At 31.5% G+C, this 17,401-nt stretch carries 20 protein-coding genes; 17 read left to right on the plus strand and 3 right to left on the minus strand.

Going from position 1 to position 17,401, the window contains the following annotated elements; genetic code table 11:
• Positions 1–15: 15 nt before the first annotated feature.
• From J3477_RS21735 to J3477_RS21810, 16 genes are all read left to right on the plus strand, one after another.
• Positions 16–648 (plus strand): type II CAAX endopeptidase family protein, encoded by a 633-nt coding sequence (locus J3477_RS21735; protein WP_206872313.1) that lies wholly within the window; start codon positions 16–18, stop codon positions 646–648.
• Positions 649–666: 18 nt separating this feature from the next.
• Positions 667–1,368, plus strand: a complete 702-nt coding sequence (gene ubiE, locus J3477_RS21740) for a bifunctional demethylmenaquinone methyltransferase/2-methoxy-6-polyprenyl-1,4-benzoquinol methylase UbiE (RefSeq protein ID WP_206872314.1) — start codon at positions 667–669, stop codon at positions 1,366–1,368.
• A gap of 101 nt (positions 1,369–1,469) precedes the next feature.
• The gene (locus J3477_RS21745; protein WP_206872315.1) at positions 1,470–2,360 is read left to right on the plus strand and encodes a prenyltransferase; all 891 of its coding nucleotides are present in this window, start codon (positions 1,470–1,472) and stop codon (positions 2,358–2,360) included.
• 281 nt (positions 2,361–2,641) lie between these two features.
• On the plus strand, positions 2,642–2,998 hold the full coding sequence (locus tag J3477_RS21750) for an NADH-quinone oxidoreductase subunit A (protein WP_206872316.1): 357 nt from the start codon (positions 2,642–2,644) through the stop codon (positions 2,996–2,998).
• Positions 2,995–3,504, plus strand: a complete 510-nt coding sequence (locus J3477_RS21755) for an NADH-quinone oxidoreductase subunit B (protein ID WP_206872400.1) — start codon at positions 2,995–2,997, stop codon at positions 3,502–3,504. Before J3477_RS21750 ends, J3477_RS21755 begins: the two co-directional genes overlap by 4 nt.
• Entirely contained in the window at positions 3,491–3,928 is a 438-nt protein-coding gene (locus tag J3477_RS21760) for an NADH-quinone oxidoreductase subunit C (protein ID WP_206872317.1), read from the plus strand. Before J3477_RS21755 ends, J3477_RS21760 begins: the two co-directional genes overlap by 14 nt.
• Positions 3,929–3,941: 13 nt before the next feature.
• Positions 3,942–5,057: an NADH-quinone oxidoreductase subunit D gene (locus tag J3477_RS21765; RefSeq protein WP_206872318.1), complete on the plus strand. Its 1,116-nt coding sequence runs from the start codon at positions 3,942–3,944 to the stop codon at positions 5,055–5,057.
• Between the two features lie 13 nt (positions 5,058–5,070).
• Positions 5,071–6,108, plus strand: coding sequence for an NADH-quinone oxidoreductase subunit NuoH (nuoH, locus tag J3477_RS21770; RefSeq protein ID WP_206872319.1), 1,038 nt, complete (start codon positions 5,071–5,073; stop codon positions 6,106–6,108).
• A gap of 5 nt (positions 6,109–6,113) precedes the next feature.
• On the plus strand, positions 6,114–6,506 hold the full coding sequence (locus J3477_RS21775) for a NuoI/complex I 23 kDa subunit family protein (protein ID WP_206872320.1): 393 nt from the start codon (positions 6,114–6,116) through the stop codon (positions 6,504–6,506).
• Positions 6,503–6,994 (plus strand): NADH-quinone oxidoreductase subunit J family protein, encoded by a 492-nt coding sequence (locus J3477_RS21780; protein ID WP_206872321.1) that lies wholly within the window; start codon positions 6,503–6,505, stop codon positions 6,992–6,994. The genes J3477_RS21775 and J3477_RS21780 overlap by 4 nt, the downstream gene beginning before the upstream one ends.
• Entirely contained in the window at positions 6,994–7,302 is a 309-nt protein-coding gene (gene nuoK, locus J3477_RS21785) for an NADH-quinone oxidoreductase subunit NuoK (RefSeq protein WP_206872322.1), read from the plus strand. Before J3477_RS21780 ends, nuoK begins: the two co-directional genes overlap by 1 nt.
• An 8-nt stretch (positions 7,303–7,310) precedes the next feature.
• On the plus strand, positions 7,311–9,164 hold the full coding sequence (gene nuoL / locus J3477_RS21790) for an NADH-quinone oxidoreductase subunit L (RefSeq protein ID WP_206872402.1): 1,854 nt from the start codon (positions 7,311–7,313) through the stop codon (positions 9,162–9,164).
• Positions 9,165–10,688 carry a complex I subunit 4 family protein gene (locus J3477_RS21795; protein WP_206872323.1) on the plus strand — a complete coding sequence of 508 codons (1,524 nt, stop codon included), beginning with the start codon at positions 9,165–9,167 and terminating at the stop codon, positions 10,686–10,688. It begins immediately after the preceding gene.
• On the plus strand, positions 10,688–12,094 hold the full coding sequence (locus tag J3477_RS21800) for an NADH-quinone oxidoreductase subunit N (protein WP_206872324.1): 1,407 nt from the start codon (positions 10,688–10,690) through the stop codon (positions 12,092–12,094). Before J3477_RS21795 ends, J3477_RS21800 begins: the two co-directional genes overlap by 1 nt.
• Positions 12,095–12,234: 140 nt before the next feature.
• Positions 12,235–12,924, plus strand: a complete 690-nt coding sequence (locus J3477_RS21805; protein WP_206872325.1) for a response regulator transcription factor — start codon at positions 12,235–12,237, stop codon at positions 12,922–12,924.
• Positions 12,924–14,297, plus strand: coding sequence for a sensor histidine kinase (locus J3477_RS21810; RefSeq protein WP_206872326.1), 1,374 nt, complete (start codon positions 12,924–12,926; stop codon positions 14,295–14,297). The genes J3477_RS21805 and J3477_RS21810 overlap by 1 nt, the downstream gene beginning before the upstream one ends.
• Before the next feature lie 118 nt (positions 14,298–14,415).
• Here J3477_RS21810 and J3477_RS21815 read toward each other — a convergent pair whose 3' ends face one another.
• The 3 genes from J3477_RS21815 to J3477_RS21825 all read right to left on the minus strand — a co-directional run bounded on the left by J3477_RS21815 (position 14,416) and on the right by J3477_RS21825 (position 15,802).
• On the minus strand, positions 14,416–14,901 hold the full coding sequence (locus J3477_RS21815) for a DUF6803 family protein (protein WP_206872327.1): 486 nt from the start codon (positions 14,899–14,901) through the stop codon (positions 14,416–14,418).
• Between the two features lie 313 nt (positions 14,902–15,214).
• On the minus strand, positions 15,215–15,373 hold the full coding sequence (locus J3477_RS21820) for a hypothetical protein (protein WP_206872328.1): 159 nt from the start codon (positions 15,371–15,373) through the stop codon (positions 15,215–15,217).
• 198 nt (positions 15,374–15,571) lie between these two features.
• Positions 15,572–15,802: a TlpA disulfide reductase family protein gene (locus J3477_RS21825; protein WP_206872404.1), complete on the minus strand. Its 231-nt coding sequence runs from the start codon at positions 15,800–15,802 to the stop codon at positions 15,572–15,574.
• A 94-nt stretch (positions 15,803–15,896) separates the two neighbouring features.
• Between J3477_RS21825 and J3477_RS21830 the strand changes: the two genes are divergently transcribed.
• Positions 15,897–17,339 carry a multicopper oxidase family protein gene (locus J3477_RS21830; RefSeq protein ID WP_206872329.1) on the plus strand — a complete coding sequence of 481 codons (1,443 nt, stop codon included), beginning with the start codon at positions 15,897–15,899 and terminating at the stop codon, positions 17,337–17,339.
• The last annotated feature ends 62 nt before the right edge of the window (positions 17,340–17,401 follow it).

The raw sequence follows: 17,401 nt of genomic DNA on the forward strand, positions 1-17,401 counted from the left end.
AAAGGTGGAAATATTATGGGAGAACTCAAAAGAAATGAAAAGCTGGCCATAAGTTCATTAGTTGTTGTTCCGTTACTATGGTTTGTAATATTTGTGGTTAAGCCATTCAACTTTTGGGGAGAAATGAGTATAGCTATTCTCTTCTTAGGTAGTATTGCTGTAGTGGCAGATAGAAAGTTATTATCACAGTCACTAAAAAAATTGACCCTTCGAAATATTCTTGTAGGAATAGGTTCGGCTATAATTCTGTATTTTATTTTCTATGTTGGTAATATTGTTTCGGGATATTTATTCCCTTTTAAGGATGCACAAATAACCTCTGTTTATAGTAATAGATCTCAAGGAAGTTCAGTATTTATTGGATTTTTATTGCTATTTATTATTGGACCAGGAGAAGAAATATACTGGAGGGGTTTCATACAAAATACTCTTTCAAAAAAGTTCGGAGAAAATAAGGGATATATAATTGCAACTTTACTATATGCTGGTGTACATATAATAACCTTTAATTTCATGCTTGTTGTCGCAGCTTTAGTATGCGGGGTATTTTGGGGATGGATTTATAAGAAGGAAAGAAGTATTGTCACTATTATAATATCTCATGCACTTTGGGATTTAATCATATTTGTTTTATTTCCTTTAATGTAGAGAGAAAGGAGGATGATTATGGCTGAAATTAAAGCAGATGTTGAAGGTATATTTTCATCTATTGCAAAAAGATACGATATGCTAAATTCAGTATTAACTTTGAATATTGATAAGTTATGGAGAAAAAAAGCTATAAAATTAAGCGGAATTAAAAAAGATGATAAAGTACTAGATTTGTGCTGTGGAACAGGTCAAATGATATATTATGAATGTAAAGCTGTAGGTAAAAATACTTCTGTTATAGGTATAGATTTTAGTCAGGAAATGCTTGACGTAGGGAGGGAAAGACTTGACTACCTATCTAAGGATTACATGTTTGAGTTAATAAAAGGAAGTATTTTAGAATTGCCTTTTGAGAATAACACTTTTGATTGTATAACTATTGCCTTTGGTCTTAGAAATATTCAGGATACAAACAAGGCACTATCAGAAATGTATAGAGTTTTAAAGCCAAATGGTAAAGTAATATGTTTAGAGCTTTCAAAACCTAATCGATTAATTTTGAATAAGGTATATAACCTGTATTTTAATAATGTACTACCAGTGATAGGTTATATAGGAACAGGTGACAAAAAAGCATATTACTACCTTAGAGATTCTGTAAATAATTTTATGAAAAAAGAACAGCTTAAGTTGCAGTTTCAGAATAATGGCTTTAAAAATACTGGCTATAAGTCTTTATCATTTGGCATTTCATCTATACATTATGGGAGTAAATAAAATGAAGAGAAGTTTGATAACACATCAAACTTCTCTTTAATTAATATAAGCCATTTATTTATAACTAAACAAAGAATACTAGGTATTGGAGGAAAGAGAAAGTGAGTTTTAAAACAATATTAAAGATTATGGATTTAAAAACTCTTATAGCAGGATTTGTTCCTGTAGTTTTAGGATCTATTTACTCAAAGTATGCTTTTGATAGGATTAATATTTTATATCTTTTTTTATTAATAATAGCAATGATGCTTGTTCAAAGTGCAACCAATATGATTAATGACTATTTTGATTTTAAGCGAGGTGCAGATAGTAATAAAAGTGGAGATGAAAAGGCTTTAGTTAGTGGCGAAATTACTCCAAAACAGATTTTATTTCTTATTTTTTTATACCAATCCATTGCTCTTATAATAGGGATTTTTATTGGAAGTCAAACAAGCTATTATATTTTATTAATTGCTTTAATAGGAGGGCTAATTTCTTTTATATATGCTGCTGGGCCATTGCCTATTTCATATACCCCAGTTAGCGAGATTGTCGCTGGTTCTACTATGGGAATTGGTATTACAACTACAGTAATTTATATTCAATCAGGTATATTTAATTTTACTACAGTTTTAGTTACGGTACCTACAGCACTGTTTATAAGTACAATACTATTGACCAATAATTTAAGCGATCTAAAAGAAGATTTTGAAGCTGGGAGAAAGACTCTGCCTATTTTAATAGGGGTGAAAAAAGCTGAAAAGTTATGGGCATTTGATGTTGTAATGTTGCTAGTATTAACTGTGATTCTTGGGTTAGTACATATCTACCCAATTATAGTTTTGATTGTATCAACAGTAACGTTCCCTTATCGGATAGTTTTCGACTTCTTTTCATATGACAAAAATATAAATACAAAAGACAGAAGTATGGGGCTAATAGGAAGGGTTGGATTAAGATATCATTTATCTATAATCATTGGTTTAGTAATTTCAATAATATTGAAATAAGTGTTTAGATATGTCTAAGGTAGAGTAGTCTTTTATTTGGGAAACGATTTTTAAATTTTTAATGATAATATTCGCATTTCTACATAAAAACTACACAAAAACTACATAAAGACTACATAAAAACTTGATAACATTGGCATGATGAAAAATTATTTTTAGTAAAATAGTATTTTGTGACCACCCCTCAGGTGTGGGGGGAGTAATTAAGATTTAGAAATTTAGATTAACAAATAATTTTAGGAATCAAATTGAATTGAAAATATATTTAAGAGGAGATAAAAATGTTAAAAGATTTTCTTATTATCGGAGTTTTTCTAGTTTCAGCATTTGTATTTGGAATGATTATTTTGCTAATTGCTTCGTCAGTAAGACCTAAAAAGCCGAATGAGGAAAAACTGTCAACTTATGAATGTGGTGTAGAGACCACAGGCTCAACTTGGATAAGATTTAAGGTAAGTTATTTTATGTATGCCTTGGTGTTTTTACTTTTTGATGTTGAAACAGTCTTTCTGTTACCATGGGCTATGAAATTTAAGATGCTCAGCTTATTCGCACTAGGTGAAATGTTTATTTTTATTGGAATTCTAATTATAGGGCTATTTTATGCATGGAAAGAGGGGGCATTGGAGTGGAAATGATCTCAGGAAATAATAACTACATTGAAGAGCAGATAGAAAAAAATATTATTTTAACCAAATTAGATGATGTTTTAAATTATTATCGTGCACATTCGTTTTGGCCCCTCACATTTGGGTTAGCATGTTGCGCTATTGAAATGATGGCTGCTGGAGGAGCACGTTATGACATTGCAAGATTTGGGTACGAGGTTTTTCGTGCATCACCAAGACAAGCAGATTTAATGATTGTAGCAGGAACTGTAACTGATAAAATGGCGCCAATTGTAAAGAAAATTTATGATCAGATGCCAGAACCGAAATGGGTAATTGCGATGGGAAGCTGTGCTACAAGTGGTGGTCCTTTTGTTGATTCCTATAATGTTGTACCTGGTGTTGATACATTTTTACCTGTAGATGTCTATATCCCAGGATGTCCTCCACGACCAGAAGCATTACTTCATGGTCTTCTAACACTAAAAGAGAAGATTATACATCCTAAGGAGGTAGGCAAAGGTGTGCAAAGTTAGTGAAAAACTAATACTTCAGTTAAAGGAAACATACGAAGAAAACATTGAAATTAAATATAATAGGATAATTGCTATTTATATAGCTTCTAGTATTCTGCTGGATATAGTAAAAAGATTGAAAATATCTGGATTTGATTTTTTAGTAGATATTACAGCAGTTGAAGAAGAAGACTTAAGCTGTATTTATCACTTTATGTCATTTGAAAGTAATGAATTAATAATGGTTAAAGCAAAACTTAATGAAAAGCTTCAAATTGATTCAATAAGTGAAGAGTGGCTATCAGCTGATGTCCAAGAAAGAGAGATATACGATTTATTTGGGATTCAATTTATTGGACATCCGAATATGAAGAGAATATTATGTCCAGATAGTTTTATTGGACACCCACTAAGAAAAAATTTTAAGATTCCTGAACGAAGATAGGGGAGGATTTTTTATGACAAAACATAATGAAAATCTGCATACTGAAGAGATGACTTTAAACTTTGGTCCTCAGCATCCAAGCACGCATGGAGTATATAGAGCAATTTTTACTTTAGATGGAGAACAGATTGTTAAGATAGAAAATGTTATTGGTTATTTGCATAGAGGAATAGAAAAGCTAGCAGAATCTAGAACCTATACTCAATTTATCCCTTATACCGATAGATTAGATTATTTATCTGGAATGTTAAATGAATTAGGGTATGTTCAAACTGTCGAGATACTCATGGGAATTGAAATTCCAGAAAGAGCTGAATATCTGCGCATTATAATGGCTGAATTACAAAGAATGGCAAGTCACCAAGTTTTTCTAGGTAGTATGGCACTTGATCTTAACAGCCATACGTCATGGATGTATTTCTTTAGAGATAGGGAAAAAATACTTGATCTATTTGAAATGGTTTGTGGCTCAAGAATGACAACAAATTATATGCGTATTGGTGGAGTAAGCTATGACTTACCAACTGAATTTATTCCAAGACTAAATAGCTTTCTTGATGATATGGAAAGAAGCTTTTTAGAATATGATCGCATTATTACAGGTAACGAAATATTTAAGGCGAGAACAAAAGGGGTCGGAGTTATTAGTAAAGAAAAGGCTTTGGCATATGGCTTAACAGGTCCCAATCTTAGAGCATCAGGTGTAGATTTAGATTTAAGACGTGATATACCTTATGGGTTTTATGAACGTTTTAAGTTTAAAGCAGTTGTTGGCAGTAATGGTGATTGCTATGAGAGATGGCTAGTGCGTATTGGTGAAATGGAAGAAAGCGTAAAGATTATAAAACAGGCATTAGAACAAATTCAAGAAGGACCGATTTTAGCTAAAGTTCCTAAACTTATAAAACTACCAGTAGGTGATATTTACCACCAAATTGAGGGAGCTAAGGGAGCACTAGGATTCTACTTAGTAAGTAACGGAACTGATAAACCTCATAGAGTCCATATTCATGGACCATCTTTTATTAATATTGGAGCTTTCCCTGAAGTTGCTAAAGGGGGCACAATTCAAGATGCAGTAGCTATCTTGGCATCACTTGATCCTATCTTAGGCGAAATCGATCGATAATAGGGAGATATCAATGGAGAATATATTTTTAAATAAATCTATATGGATTCAAAACTTAATTTCAGTAGCGGATACTCAAATTGGTTCAAAAAGTATTACTACGAGTTTAACATATTTTATTGATATTGTAATATTTGTTTTGTTAAATGCAATGTATCTTATTTATCTAGAAAGAAAATTTTGTGGCTTTCTACAACAGCGACTTGGGCCAAATAGGTTCGGACCGCGAGGTTTACTTCAAAGCTTAGCTGATGTTATTAAGCTTTTAGGAAAGGAAGATATAATTCCAAAGAAAGCAGATAAAGCAGTTTTCTGCATTGCTTCTTTATTAATAATGGTTCCTGCATTGCTAATTTACGTAGTTCTGCCATTTGGTAATGGGATGGTTGCAGTTAATTTAAATTTGGGTTTGTTTTATTTTTTAGCTATTTCAGGAACCTCCTCAATACCTATTTTAATGGCAGGATGGGGATCTAACAATAAGTATTCTCTTCTAGGTGGTATGAGAGTAGTTGCTCAGATGATAAGCTATGAAATACCTTTAATTTTTTCCCTTTTAGGAGTGGTAATGATCAGCGGATCATTAAATTTATCAGAAATAGTCAAAGCGCAAGAAAATGTTTGGTTTATTTTCTTACAGCCAGTTGCATTTATTACTTATCTAATAGCGGCAACAGCGGAGTTAAATAGAGGTCCTTTCGATTTACCTGAAGGCGAACAAGAAATAGTTGCGGGACCCTTTACAGAATATAGTGGAATGAGGTACGCACTCTTTTATCTTGCTGAGTATACTAGCATGTTTGCAATTGCAGCTCTTACAGTAACATTATTCTTGGGAGGGCCTAGCGGACCATTTTTACCATCTTGGATTTGGTTCATGTTGAAGACTTATGTAATAGTACTAATCTTTATGCTTGTTAGATGGACTTTTCCAAGATTTAGATTAGATCATATGATGTCTTTAAATTGGAAGTATTTAATTCCAATATCTTTGGCGAATATTTTAATTACAGGTTTGGGCATCAAAATCTTTCAATTAATTAAGGGGTGAGTGAAATGTTCGGAAAAGGATTGATTAATGGGATTAGAGTTACTTTAGGACATTTATTTGAAAAGAATATAACTGAGCAGTATCCAGAACAACGTCCGAAGTTGCCACCACGTTCTCGCTGTTCTTTTGAGTTATACTCAGAAAAGTGTACCGCTTGTGGTGTATGTGCTTTAAGCTGTCCTAATAGAGTAATTGAAGTAAGAAGTATTAAGGATGAAAATAATAGAAAGAAGTTAACTAGCTATCAAATGAGATTAGAATATTGCCTTTTTTGTGGTCTTTGTGTTGAAAGCTGCCCAAGCAAAGCTTTGAAGAACACATCAGATTTTGAATTAAGTGTTTATAATAAGTCAGATACTAGATTAACGCTATTTAAGAGCCAGGAGGATTTGACATGATCTCAGCTTATATATTTTGGCCTATTGTATTTATAGTTTTGGCCTGTGCAGTAGGTGTTGTACATTCAAAAAATATAGTGCATAGTGCTCTGCTACTAATATTAACATTTATTGGTGTAGCCGTTGTCTTTATACTACTTGAAGCCGATTTTTTGGCTTTAGCACAAATTTTGATTTACGCAGGTGCTATTTCTATCTTGATAGTATTTGCAATAATGCTTACTAGAAGGAATGACATGAAGGATAGTAATCCGTTTAATAAAAATAGGGTTGTAAGTTTGATATTATGCTCAGTTTTTTTTGCATTGATTGCTCGTATAGTTTTGGTAACTAAGTTTAACTATAAAAACATAGAAATAAAAGATACTATTAGCTCTATAGCGGATGGATTTTTTGGTAGTCACATGATTGCTTTTGAAGTTTCTGAAATACTTTTATTAATTGCTATGGTAGGAGCTATCATCTTAGCCAAAGGAGTGAAAAATTAATGGTAGGATTAGAAGGATATTTATTGTTGGCTGCAGCATTGTTTTGTATTGGATTATACGGTGTTTTTGCAAAGAGGAATGTAATAAGTGTACTAATGTCAGTGGAACTTATGATGAATGCTGTAAATATAAACTTAGTTGCGTTTAATAGATTTTTGGCACCAGCAAAGGTCACAGGACATCTTTTTGCTATTTTTGTTATTGTAGTTGCAGCCGCTGAAATAGCTGTAGGGCTAGCTATCATTTTAAATATTTACAGAAGCCGAACTACAACTAATGTTGAAGAATTTAATATTTTAAAGTGGTAGGTGATATGATGAGATTTATAGATTTGGCTTGGTTAATCCCTATATTTCCAGTAGTAGGATTTCTGCTTATAGCTTTCATTACAAAAGGCTTTAAGAAAATTAGTGCATTAGTCGCTATAGGGGGAATAGCACTTTCTTTTATATTCTCTTTAGGGGTTTTCTTTGAGGTCATTGCTTCTAAAGTTAGTATTAATAAGCCTATTGAATACGCTGTAGCTTGGCTTTCAGTACCAATAAAAATTGAAGCTGGAGTACTAATTGATCCTTTAACAGCAGTTATGCTGTTAATCGTAACATTTATCGGATTATTGGTTGAGGTGTATTCCTTAGGATATATGGAAAAGGACCCTGGGTTTTCAAGATTCTTTGCTAATTTATCATTGTTTACAAGTTCAATGTTAGGATTAGTAATTTCAAATAATTATTTTCAAATGTTCTTTTTTTGGGAATTAGTTGGATTATGCTCTTATCTACTAATTGGTTTCTATTATGAAAAACATTCAGCTGTAAAAGCGAATAAGAAAGCATTTATAGCCAATAGGGTAGGAGATTTTGGATTTTTAATAGGAATGCTTTGTCTTTTCGTAGCCTTTGGAACTTTCAATTTTAGACAACTTGTAGTTAGTATTCCGACTTACCAAAATGCTATATTTTTAACTATTGCAGCTTTATTAATTTTTGCAGGCCCAGTGGCAAAATCCGCTCAATTTCCTTTGCATGTGTGGCTTCCTGATGCTATGGAAGGGCCGACACCAGTGAGTGCCTTAATTCATGCAGCTACAATGGTTGCAGCTGGAGTATATCTTTTAGCACGTGGTTATATATTATTTTCTTCATTAAATCAAGTAAGCGTAGTAATTGCCTACATTGGGGGAATAACTGCATTTATGGCTGGCACTATTGCTTTAGTTCAAAGAGATTTAAAAAGAATATTAGCTTTTTCAACTATGAGTCAGTTAGGGTATATGGTAATGGCAATGGGAGTAGGAGGATTTACTGCAGGTGTATTCCATCTTACAAGTCATGCGTTTTTTAAAGCGTTACTATTCTTAGGAGCTGGCAGTATTATACATGCTATAGGTGTACAAGATATCTTTAAAATGGGTGGACTATTTAAAAGAATGAAAGTCACCAGCATTACATTTATTATAGCGTCTATATCTCTGGCTGGAATTCCACCGTTTTCAGGTTTTTTTAGCAAAGATGAAATTCTGGCTATAACATATGAGAATGGTTATAAGTTTTTATATTATTTAGGTCTAATCACTGCGTTTTTAACAGCTTTTTATATTGCTCGTTTAGTTTTTATAGTTTTCTTTGGTGAGGAAAAACAAAAGTATTCTGTACACAAAAATCCATGGACTATGACATTACCTTTAGTAATTTTATCTGTGTTTGCAGTACTTTATGGATTTATGAATAAGGCCTTTGCAGCACACATATATTTTCAGACGAGCCCTACTATAGAGGCAAATCGTATGGTTATGGTTGAGTCTGTAATAGTAGCTTTGCTAGGGATAATCTTAGGGTGGGTTATTTATATAAAAAGGATTGTATCAAGTGAAGCTCTTAGTGTGAAATTTAAATTTATCTATAAGTTACTTTTTAACCAGTATTATTTAAATGAAATTTATATTTGGGTGTACAATACTATAATTCTATCTATCTCCCGTTTCTTCAATTGGTGGGATAGAAATATAGTGGATGGGATTTTTGATAAAACTACGGCTTCAATAAAGGGAATGGGATCTAAGCTTAGAATTATTCAGTCAGGAAGTTTACAAAGCTATGCCTTTATCTTTTTCATAGCAATTACTTTCATAATTCTTTGGTTAGCAGTGCCGATTTTAGGAGGAATGTAGATGCAATTTCCGATATTAACATCAATATTATTAGCCCCGATTGTGGGGATTATCATAATTCTTTTTTTAAAAGCCACGAAACATAATGCAATAAAAGCGATAGCAGCAGTGGTCACTTTTATTTCACTGTTCTTATCAATTATAGTTTTTGTTACTTATAATAAGACCATAGGTGGTCTCCAATTTAACGAGACTTATACTTGGATCCCTTCATTAGGAATAAATTATTCTGTTGGAATAGATGGGGTAAGCTTACCTATGATACTTCTAACATCTATCGTTATCTTTGCGGGGGTTTTTACATCATGGAAGATGGAGAATAGAATTAAGGAGTTTTTCATATTTTTGCTTTTACTAGTTACAGGTGTTTTTGGCGTATTTATTTCAAGGGATTTATTTTTCTTCTTCCTATTCTTTGAAATAGCTGTTATACCTATGTATATTTTAATCGGAGTGTGGGGAAGTACACGAAAAGATTATGCAGCTATGAAGCTTACTTTGTATTTATTAATAGGTAGCTCCGTTGTACTAATCGGAATGATTGCTACATTTATTTATGCAAATAAATTAGGGGTAAGAACATTTAATATTCAATTACTGAGTGAGATTAAATACAGCTATGGTTTTCAGAAATTTGCATTTCTTCTAATGTTAATAGGCTTTGGTATATTGGTACCTATGTGGCCTTTTCACACATGGTCACCAGATGGTCATGTAGCTGCTCCGACTGCTGTAAGTATGTTACACGCAGGAGTTTTAATGAAATTAGGTGGTTATGGAATTATTCGCGTAGGTGTATTCCTTTTTCCTGATGGAGCAAGATATTGGGTTCCTATTATTGCAATACTTTCTATTATCAATGTAGTTTATGGGGCAATGGTAGCAATGATTCAGAAGGACCTTAAATTTGTAATAGGATACTCTAGCGTAAGTCATATGGGATATGTTCTTTTGGGAATTGCAACATTAAATTCACAAGGCATTGACGGAGCAGTAACGCAAATGTTTGCTCATGGCATAATGACGGCATTATTTTTTACTTTGATAGGGAATATCTATAATAAAGCACACACTAGAGAAATTGCTAAGTTTGGTGGTTTGATACACCAAATGCCTAGAGTAGCAATTGGGTTTATAATTGCTGGCTTTGCATCTTTAGGTTTGCCAGGATTAAATAATTTTGTAGCAGAATTTCTTATATTTTTAGGTTCCTTTAGTAAAACAACAAAACTATTTTCAATGATACCTTTTAAGGTAATTTCTATTTTAGCTATTTTGGGGATTGTTATCACTGCTATTTATATTTTGAAAGTGATTCAAGATACTTTCTTTGGGCCAAGAAAGAAAGAATGGGATCACTTAGAGGATGCAAAAGGAATAGAGATGATTCCTATTGTAATGTTAAGTTTTGTACTAGTATTCTTTGGAGTATTTCCATCACCACTTATTGATATTATACACAGCGGAGTAATTCCGCTAATTAATAGGGTATCAGAGGCAGTACTAATTAAGGGGGGATTTTGATGAATAAGTATTTAGTAGAAATAATGACTGCAGCCTTATCACTTGTTCTCTTAGTTATGAATTTAGTACAGCCAAAATTTAAAGAAAAGTTAGGCATTTTTACTACAATAGGCCTTTTCATAATTTTAATGATATCTTTACTTCTTGGAAGTGACGGACAGAGTTCATTTGGAGGGGCTTACATTTTTGATTCTTTTAGTACTTTTTTTAAGCAGTTATTTTTAGTTGCTGCAATTTTAACTGTGGTGCTTTCTAAGGATCAATTGATTTCTAAAAAGGGGGAGTTTTACGCCTTAATTACTTCTGCACTTTTGGGTATGATGATTATGGTATCCTCTGGAGAGCTAATCACTATTTATATAGGACTAGAATTAATGACTATTTCATTTTGTATTCTAATTGCTTTCGATGATGACGCAAAGTCAAAGGAGGCAAGTTTGAAGTATATTATTTTAGGGGCGATTTCTTCAGCAATTTTTTTATACGGCTTAAGCTTAATTTATGGTGTGACACAGACTACAATTATTAGAGAAATTGGAGAAGTGATATCAAAAACTCAAGTAACGCCATTAGTAATACTAGGAATGATATTTTTAGTAGCAGGCTTTGCATTCAAAATTGCTATAGTGCCTTTTCATATGTGGGCTCCAGATATTTATGAAGGAGCACCTACTCCAATCACAGCATTTTTAGCTGTCGCATCAAAAGCAGCTGGTTTGGCTGTTTTCCTAAGACTATTTATGAATGGAATGTCATCTGTTTCAGGTTATTGGATAGAACTTGTAATAGTGTTGAGTATATTGACCTTAATCTTAGGAAATCTAGTTGCAATTCCTCAGACTAATATAAAGAGATTGCTTGCGTATTCGAGTATTGCTCAAGCAGGATATTTCTTATTAGGAATTATAGCTAATTCAAATATAGGTGTGGCAGCTATTCTACTTTATAGTGTGGTTTATCTTTTCTCAAATATAGGGGCGTTTGGTGTTGTAATTGCTGTCTCAAAGGTAACAAAAAGTAATGAAATAAAAGATTATGAACACTTGGCTAGAAAGTCTCCATTCCTAGCTGCAGTAATGCTTATTTCATTACTTTCCCTAGCAGGAATTCCACCCTTAGCTGGATTTATAGGTAAGTTTTATTTGTTCTTATCAATAATAGAAAAAGGACAATTATGGTTAGCTTTTTTTAGTATTGGTATGAGTGTAGTATCTGTATACTATTATCTTAAAATTGTAAAAGTAATGTACTTTGGAGATGAATCTAGAAGTTTTGAATCAATTAAAGTAACTGCAAGTACAAAAGTAGTATTAACGCTATCTGTGATAGTACTTGTTATATTTGGAATCTATCCAACTCAATTGATAAATTTAGTGATGGAGATTTCAAAAAACTTTTTATCTTAATATTCTTATGTATTTATTGGAGCTCTCCAAGTTTGGAGGGCTTTAATCTCAAAAAGAAAATTAAGTATTTTCACATGAAATTCATAAGTTTATGCTAAATTATGAACATATAATAATAACAAATTATACGAGGTTAAACCATGAATAATAATATTTTAATTATTGAAGATGAAGAAAATGTATTGAGTGTTTTAAAAGCCTATCTAGAAAAGTCAGGATATAATGTTTATGGAACTACAAGAGGTCTAAAAGGGATCGAACTGTTTAAATCAAATGATTTTAAATTGATAATTCTTGATTTAATGTTACCTGATATAAGTGGAGAGGAAGTCTGTAGAATAATAAGAGAAACTTCAAACATACATATATTTATGCTTACTGCTAAAGGTAGCTTAGATAATAAAATCGATGGATTAGAGATAGGAGCAGATGAATATCTAGTAAAACCTTTTAGTCCAAGAGAACTAACTGCAAGAATAAATGCTCTTTTTAGAAGAATCTCCTATGAAGATAATGAATCCGGTTTGTGTTATAGTGATGGAAAATTAATTGTTGATTATGAAAAAAGATTAGTAAAGCTGAATGGGCAGGAAGTTCCGCTAACATCAAATGAATTTGATATACTGTATGCACTAATTATTAATAAAGGAAAAGTATTATCAAGAGAACAGCTGATTCAGAAAATTGGTGGTATAGATTTTGAAGGATATGACAGAACAATTGATGTTCATATAAAAAATATACGTAAAAAGATTGAGGAAGATACAAAAAAACCTAAATATATAATAACTGTAGTTAAGGTTGGATACAAGTTTGGTGGTGATAATTAGTGAAAAGTATAAGAAGAAAACTTAGTATCATGTTTTTTATTTGTTCACTTGCAGCAATATTACTAATAACAATGTTTGTGAATTTAACTATAACCAAAAAGTTCGATGACTACATGGTAGATACCCAAAATAAAAGATATGAAAGAATTGTAGCATACTTCCAAGAAGTATATAAGCGAGAGGGAAAGTGGGATGAAGACTCTGGCGTTGAAATGATGCACGAAGCTTTTATGGGGAATTATTGCCTAACCCTTCTTGATAATAATGAAAAAACTGTATGGGGAATGAATGCTAATGATATTAAAAATAATTTGCATTTAAACACTATGCTCGTAAAGGATTCTGGTGTTTATACATCTAAGAGATTTCCAATAAAGGTAAATAATAAGATAGTAGGATATGTAGACATAGGTCAATATTCATCAGTTCTGTTATCAGAAGAAGATGTTAATTTCAAGCTATCAATAAATCAAAGTATTATCGCTAGTGGTTTAATAACTATGATAATAATAATTGTGATAAGTCTCTATTTTTCAAAGCAGTTTTCAAAACCTATTAAGGAAGTTTCAAATATGTCTGTGAGTTTATCTAAGGGAAATTTTGATACCAAGTCTGTCACAAAGAGTAATATAAAGGAATTAGAGAACTTAAGAAGTAGCGTAAATATATTAGCGGAAAAGTTGAAGCAACAAGATATGCTTAGAAAAAGGCTTGTATCTGACATATCTCATGAAATAAGAACCCCTCTAAATGTACTGCAAAACAATTTAGAAGCCATGATTGATGGAGTTTTTGAAGTTACAGATGATAAACTTAGGTATTTAAATGATGAAGTTATTAGATTTGGTAAACTCTTAAATAATCTAGATTTGCTCAAGAAATTCGAGACTGAGAGTACAAATATTAATTTTGAAACTTTAGATCTGCGTCAATTATTAAAAAGTGTATGTGAAGACTTTTATATAAAAGCAAAAAATCAAGGAATTGAACTCAAATATACTATTCAGAAAAATCAAGAGTATTATATAACTGGGGATAAAGATAAGTTAAGACAGGTATTTATAAACATTATTTCAAATGCTATTAAATTTTCTAAATATAATGGGAACATAGATGTAAATATGTATATCAGAGATAAAAAAGCTGTTGTAGAGATTTTTGACAATGGAATCGGGATAAAAGAAGAAGATTTACCCTTTATATTTGAAAGATTATACAGAGGTGATAAGAGTAGAAACGAAATTGAAGGTAGCGGCATAGGTCTAACCATAGTTAAAAATATTTTAGATCTTCATTTTGCAAACATAGAAGTAGAGAGTGTAGAAAATCAGGGAACTAAATTTACTATTTATTTTGATAAACTTAGTATTTAAAAATAAAGTTTAATGTACATATTGGTTAGAAAGAAATAAACATACTTATTGAAGAAAATAAAATAATACAAAAAACCGGTATTAAACCGGTTTTTATATAACGAGGAATTATTTTACATTACATTTTCATTTGGCCCATGTTGCTAATGATCTCTGGATTAACCATACCAAATATCATTGCTATATGTGCAACTACTAGGAATCCACCTACTAGTATAAAATGTATTTTCATCTTTTCGTTATCAGATTTGTTTTTAAATATTAATCCTAGTTCTAAAAGAGCTAGAGGTAATAGGAAGATAACACCGCTTAAGTAGAAACCAACGGCAACTACGTCTACCCATGTATGCCATCCACCTGTTTGGGTTAATGGAATTACTGCGTTTATAAAAAGATAAATAAAGATTCCGGTAAAATAAAATCCATCGAAAATGGAAACGACTTTGTTTAAAGTTCTTATACCACCACTTTGTATCCTATTAAATATGATGAAAAACTCTGTTATTGTAAGAGTTTCAGCACATATTACAGGTACAGCCATAAAAATTAATAGATTCCAAGGCTGATTGTCAGCTAATAAGGACATGTAATGAGTCATATTCATAATTTGTACCTCCTAAATATTTTATGTGAAAATGTTAACATAAAGTTATGAAGAAGTTATGAAGAAAACGGATAGTATGTAGTTTATTATGGAATATATTACATATTTTACAAAATAATTATTTATGTTTAATATATAGTGGTAGTTAATTTATATCCAGAGAATAAGGTAGATTTTAAAACATGATTAAAAATAAAATGTCTTATAGGAGCCACGGGGAGGTTCCTATAAGACTATAATATAATAATATAAATAAAGTTACGGTAAATGGTGTATGTAATATAACTTTATTTACATTAGAATATAGCAATAATTATGAAGCTTTGGTTTCTACATTTTTATTATTAGATTCTATATAAAGATTATTATAAATATTCATTATGGATTGCTCTTCAAAGTTAAATCTTTCAACTAACTTTATAGAATAATCATTTCTATATTTTTTGCTAAATAGAAATTTTAAAAAAACCATCTCTTTCTCCTCCTCATAACTGTAATGACCTTAATTCAATAATACTCTATTCTTATAAAGAGAGTATGAAGAGAATATAAAGATAATATGAAGATAAGAAAGTATTGTTTAAAATAATAATACTTTACGTAAAGAGCAAACTTAAGTAACATGATTGCTTGTTGAGTACTAAACTATACACACTGAGTACTAAAGATATTAAGCATTATCTTCACCAATGTCTATTCCTAAAATAATTAAATCAGAATTCTTTGTTTCTTGATAGAGTTTTTCTATTTCAGGCATCTCTTGTACACAGTAAGGGCACCATGTAGCCCAAAAATTAATAAAAATATTTTTACCCTTAAGATCACTCAGAGAAACCTCTTTTCCATCAAGAGTCTTCAATTTAAAGTCAATTGCCTTATCACCATTTTGATCTTTAAAAATTCCATTAGTAGTTCATTATATCTTCATAATTCCTTCATAAGATTAATTTATAATAACTATTAAATAGAAATTATAATTACTTGAGGGGGTTAATATGATTAAAACAAAAAATATATCCACGGTTGCTGCAGTAGTTGCTGGGTTGGCTGCTGCAGGTTTTATTATATTTGCAAATCCGATGAATAAAAATAAAGAAATTAGTAGTACTGAAATTAGCAATATAAACAAAAAAGCTAAAATAAATAATGCTTTGCCTATTCCTGAACTTTTAGAAGATAAGAATCCTGATCCTAAGATAGACGATTTTACTCTAGAGCCACAGCAAGGACTAACATCATTTATAGCAGGAACCCAAACTAAAACTATGGGGTATAATGGAAACTTTCTAGGCCCAGTAATCCGGGTGAATAAAGGAGATCAAGTAAATATCCATGTAAATAATAAACTAAATGAAGATACAACTGTACATTGGCATGGGGTAGAGGTGAATGGGGAAAATGATGGTGGCCCAGCTCAAGCTATAAAACCAGGAACATCTTGGAATCCTAGCTTTACTATAAATCAACAGGCTGCAACACTATGGTATCATCCACATTTTAGCGGTACAACTGCTACACAAGTATATAGTGGGTTAGCGGGACTATTCTATGTAGATGATGAAGTATCTAAAAGTTTAAATATACCTAAGGATTATGGAGTAAACGATATTCCGTTAGTGATTCAAGATAGAAGCTTTAACAAAGATGGAAGTTTTAAATACGATACTAATATGATGGATGGAGCGACTGGGAATAATGTTATTGTTAATGGAGCAATAAAACCGTACCTAGATGTAAAGAAAGTTAAAATTAGACTTAGAATAGTAAACGGATCTAATGTTAGTAACTTCAATTTAAATCTGGACAATAAAGATGATTTTTACCAGATCGCATCTGATGGAGGATTTTTAGAAAGTCCAGTAAGGCAAAAAAGCCTTTCACTAGCTCCTGGTGAAAGAGCAGAAATAATTATTGATTTTTCTAAATATGATAAAGGAACCAAAGTATCACTTATGAGTGATACGACTGAAATATTGAGTTTTAATGTTAAGGAAGATGGAAATGATATAACAGAAATCCCTGATGTTTTAACAAAAGTCAATAAGATTGAAAAATCACAAGCTACAAAGGTGAGAAACTTCGAACTTCAAGGTATGGGAAATATGGTATCGATAAATGGGCAAAAGTTTGAAATGAATAGAATTGATGAAACTGTAAAACAAGGTGATACTGAAATATGGAATATAACCAGTGAAGAGGCAATGATGCATAATATGGGACATCCGTTTCATATCCACGGTGTACAATTTCAAATACTATCGAGAGATGGAAAAGAACCAGCTGAAGGTGAAACAGGTTGGAAAGATACAGTTTATATAAAACCAAATGAAAAAGTGAGCATTATAGTTAAATTTAATAATAAGGGAACCTTCATGTACCACTGCCATATATTAGAGCATGAAGAGTCGGGAATGATGGGACAAATCAAAGTAGAATAGTATGTTATAAATCATTATTAGTATTTATTTAAATACATTGTTATTTACTTTAATATCCAAAT

Source organism: Clostridium zeae (assembly GCF_017312485.1).
Taxonomy (GTDB): domain Bacteria; phylum Bacillota; class Clostridia; order Clostridiales; family Clostridiaceae; genus Clostridium_AR; species Clostridium_AR zeae.

Bases quoted from the DNA above. Each gene is read 5' to 3' on its own strand.
- J3477_RS21735 (WP_206872313.1), top strand. From the start codon at position 16: ATGGGAGAACTCAAAAGAAATGAAAAGCTGGCCATAAGTTCATTAGTT.
- ubiE (WP_206872314.1), top strand. From the start codon at position 667: ATGGCTGAAATTAAAGCAGATGTTGAAGGTATATTTTCATCTATTGCA.
- J3477_RS21750 (WP_206872316.1), top strand. From the start codon at position 2,642: ATGTTAAAAGATTTTCTTATTATCGGAGTTTTTCTAGTTTCAGCATTT.
- J3477_RS21755 (WP_206872400.1), top strand. From the start codon at position 2,995: ATGATCTCAGGAAATAATAACTACATTGAAGAGCAGATAGAAAAAAAT.
- J3477_RS21765 (WP_206872318.1), top strand. From the start codon at position 3,942: ATGACAAAACATAATGAAAATCTGCATACTGAAGAGATGACTTTAAAC.
- nuoH (WP_206872319.1), top strand. From the start codon at position 5,071: ATGGAGAATATATTTTTAAATAAATCTATATGGATTCAAAACTTAATT.
- J3477_RS21775 (WP_206872320.1), top strand. From the start codon at position 6,114: ATGTTCGGAAAAGGATTGATTAATGGGATTAGAGTTACTTTAGGACAT.
- J3477_RS21780 (WP_206872321.1), top strand. From the start codon at position 6,503: ATGATCTCAGCTTATATATTTTGGCCTATTGTATTTATAGTTTTGGCC.
- nuoK (WP_206872322.1), top strand. From the start codon at position 6,994: ATGGTAGGATTAGAAGGATATTTATTGTTGGCTGCAGCATTGTTTTGT.
- nuoL (WP_206872402.1), top strand. From the start codon at position 7,311: ATGAGATTTATAGATTTGGCTTGGTTAATCCCTATATTTCCAGTAGTA.
- J3477_RS21795 (WP_206872323.1), top strand. From the start codon at position 9,165: ATGCAATTTCCGATATTAACATCAATATTATTAGCCCCGATTGTGGGG.
- J3477_RS21800 (WP_206872324.1), top strand. From the start codon at position 10,688: ATGAATAAGTATTTAGTAGAAATAATGACTGCAGCCTTATCACTTGTT.
- J3477_RS21805 (WP_206872325.1), top strand. From the start codon at position 12,235: ATGAATAATAATATTTTAATTATTGAAGATGAAGAAAATGTATTGAGT.
- J3477_RS21815 (WP_206872327.1), bottom strand. From the start codon at position 14,901: ATGAATATGACTCATTACATGTCCTTATTAGCTGACAATCAGCCTTGG.
- J3477_RS21820 (WP_206872328.1), bottom strand. From the start codon at position 15,373: ATGGTTTTTTTAAAATTTCTATTTAGCAAAAAATATAGAAATGATTAT.
- J3477_RS21830 (WP_206872329.1), top strand. From the start codon at position 15,897: ATGATTAAAACAAAAAATATATCCACGGTTGCTGCAGTAGTTGCTGGG.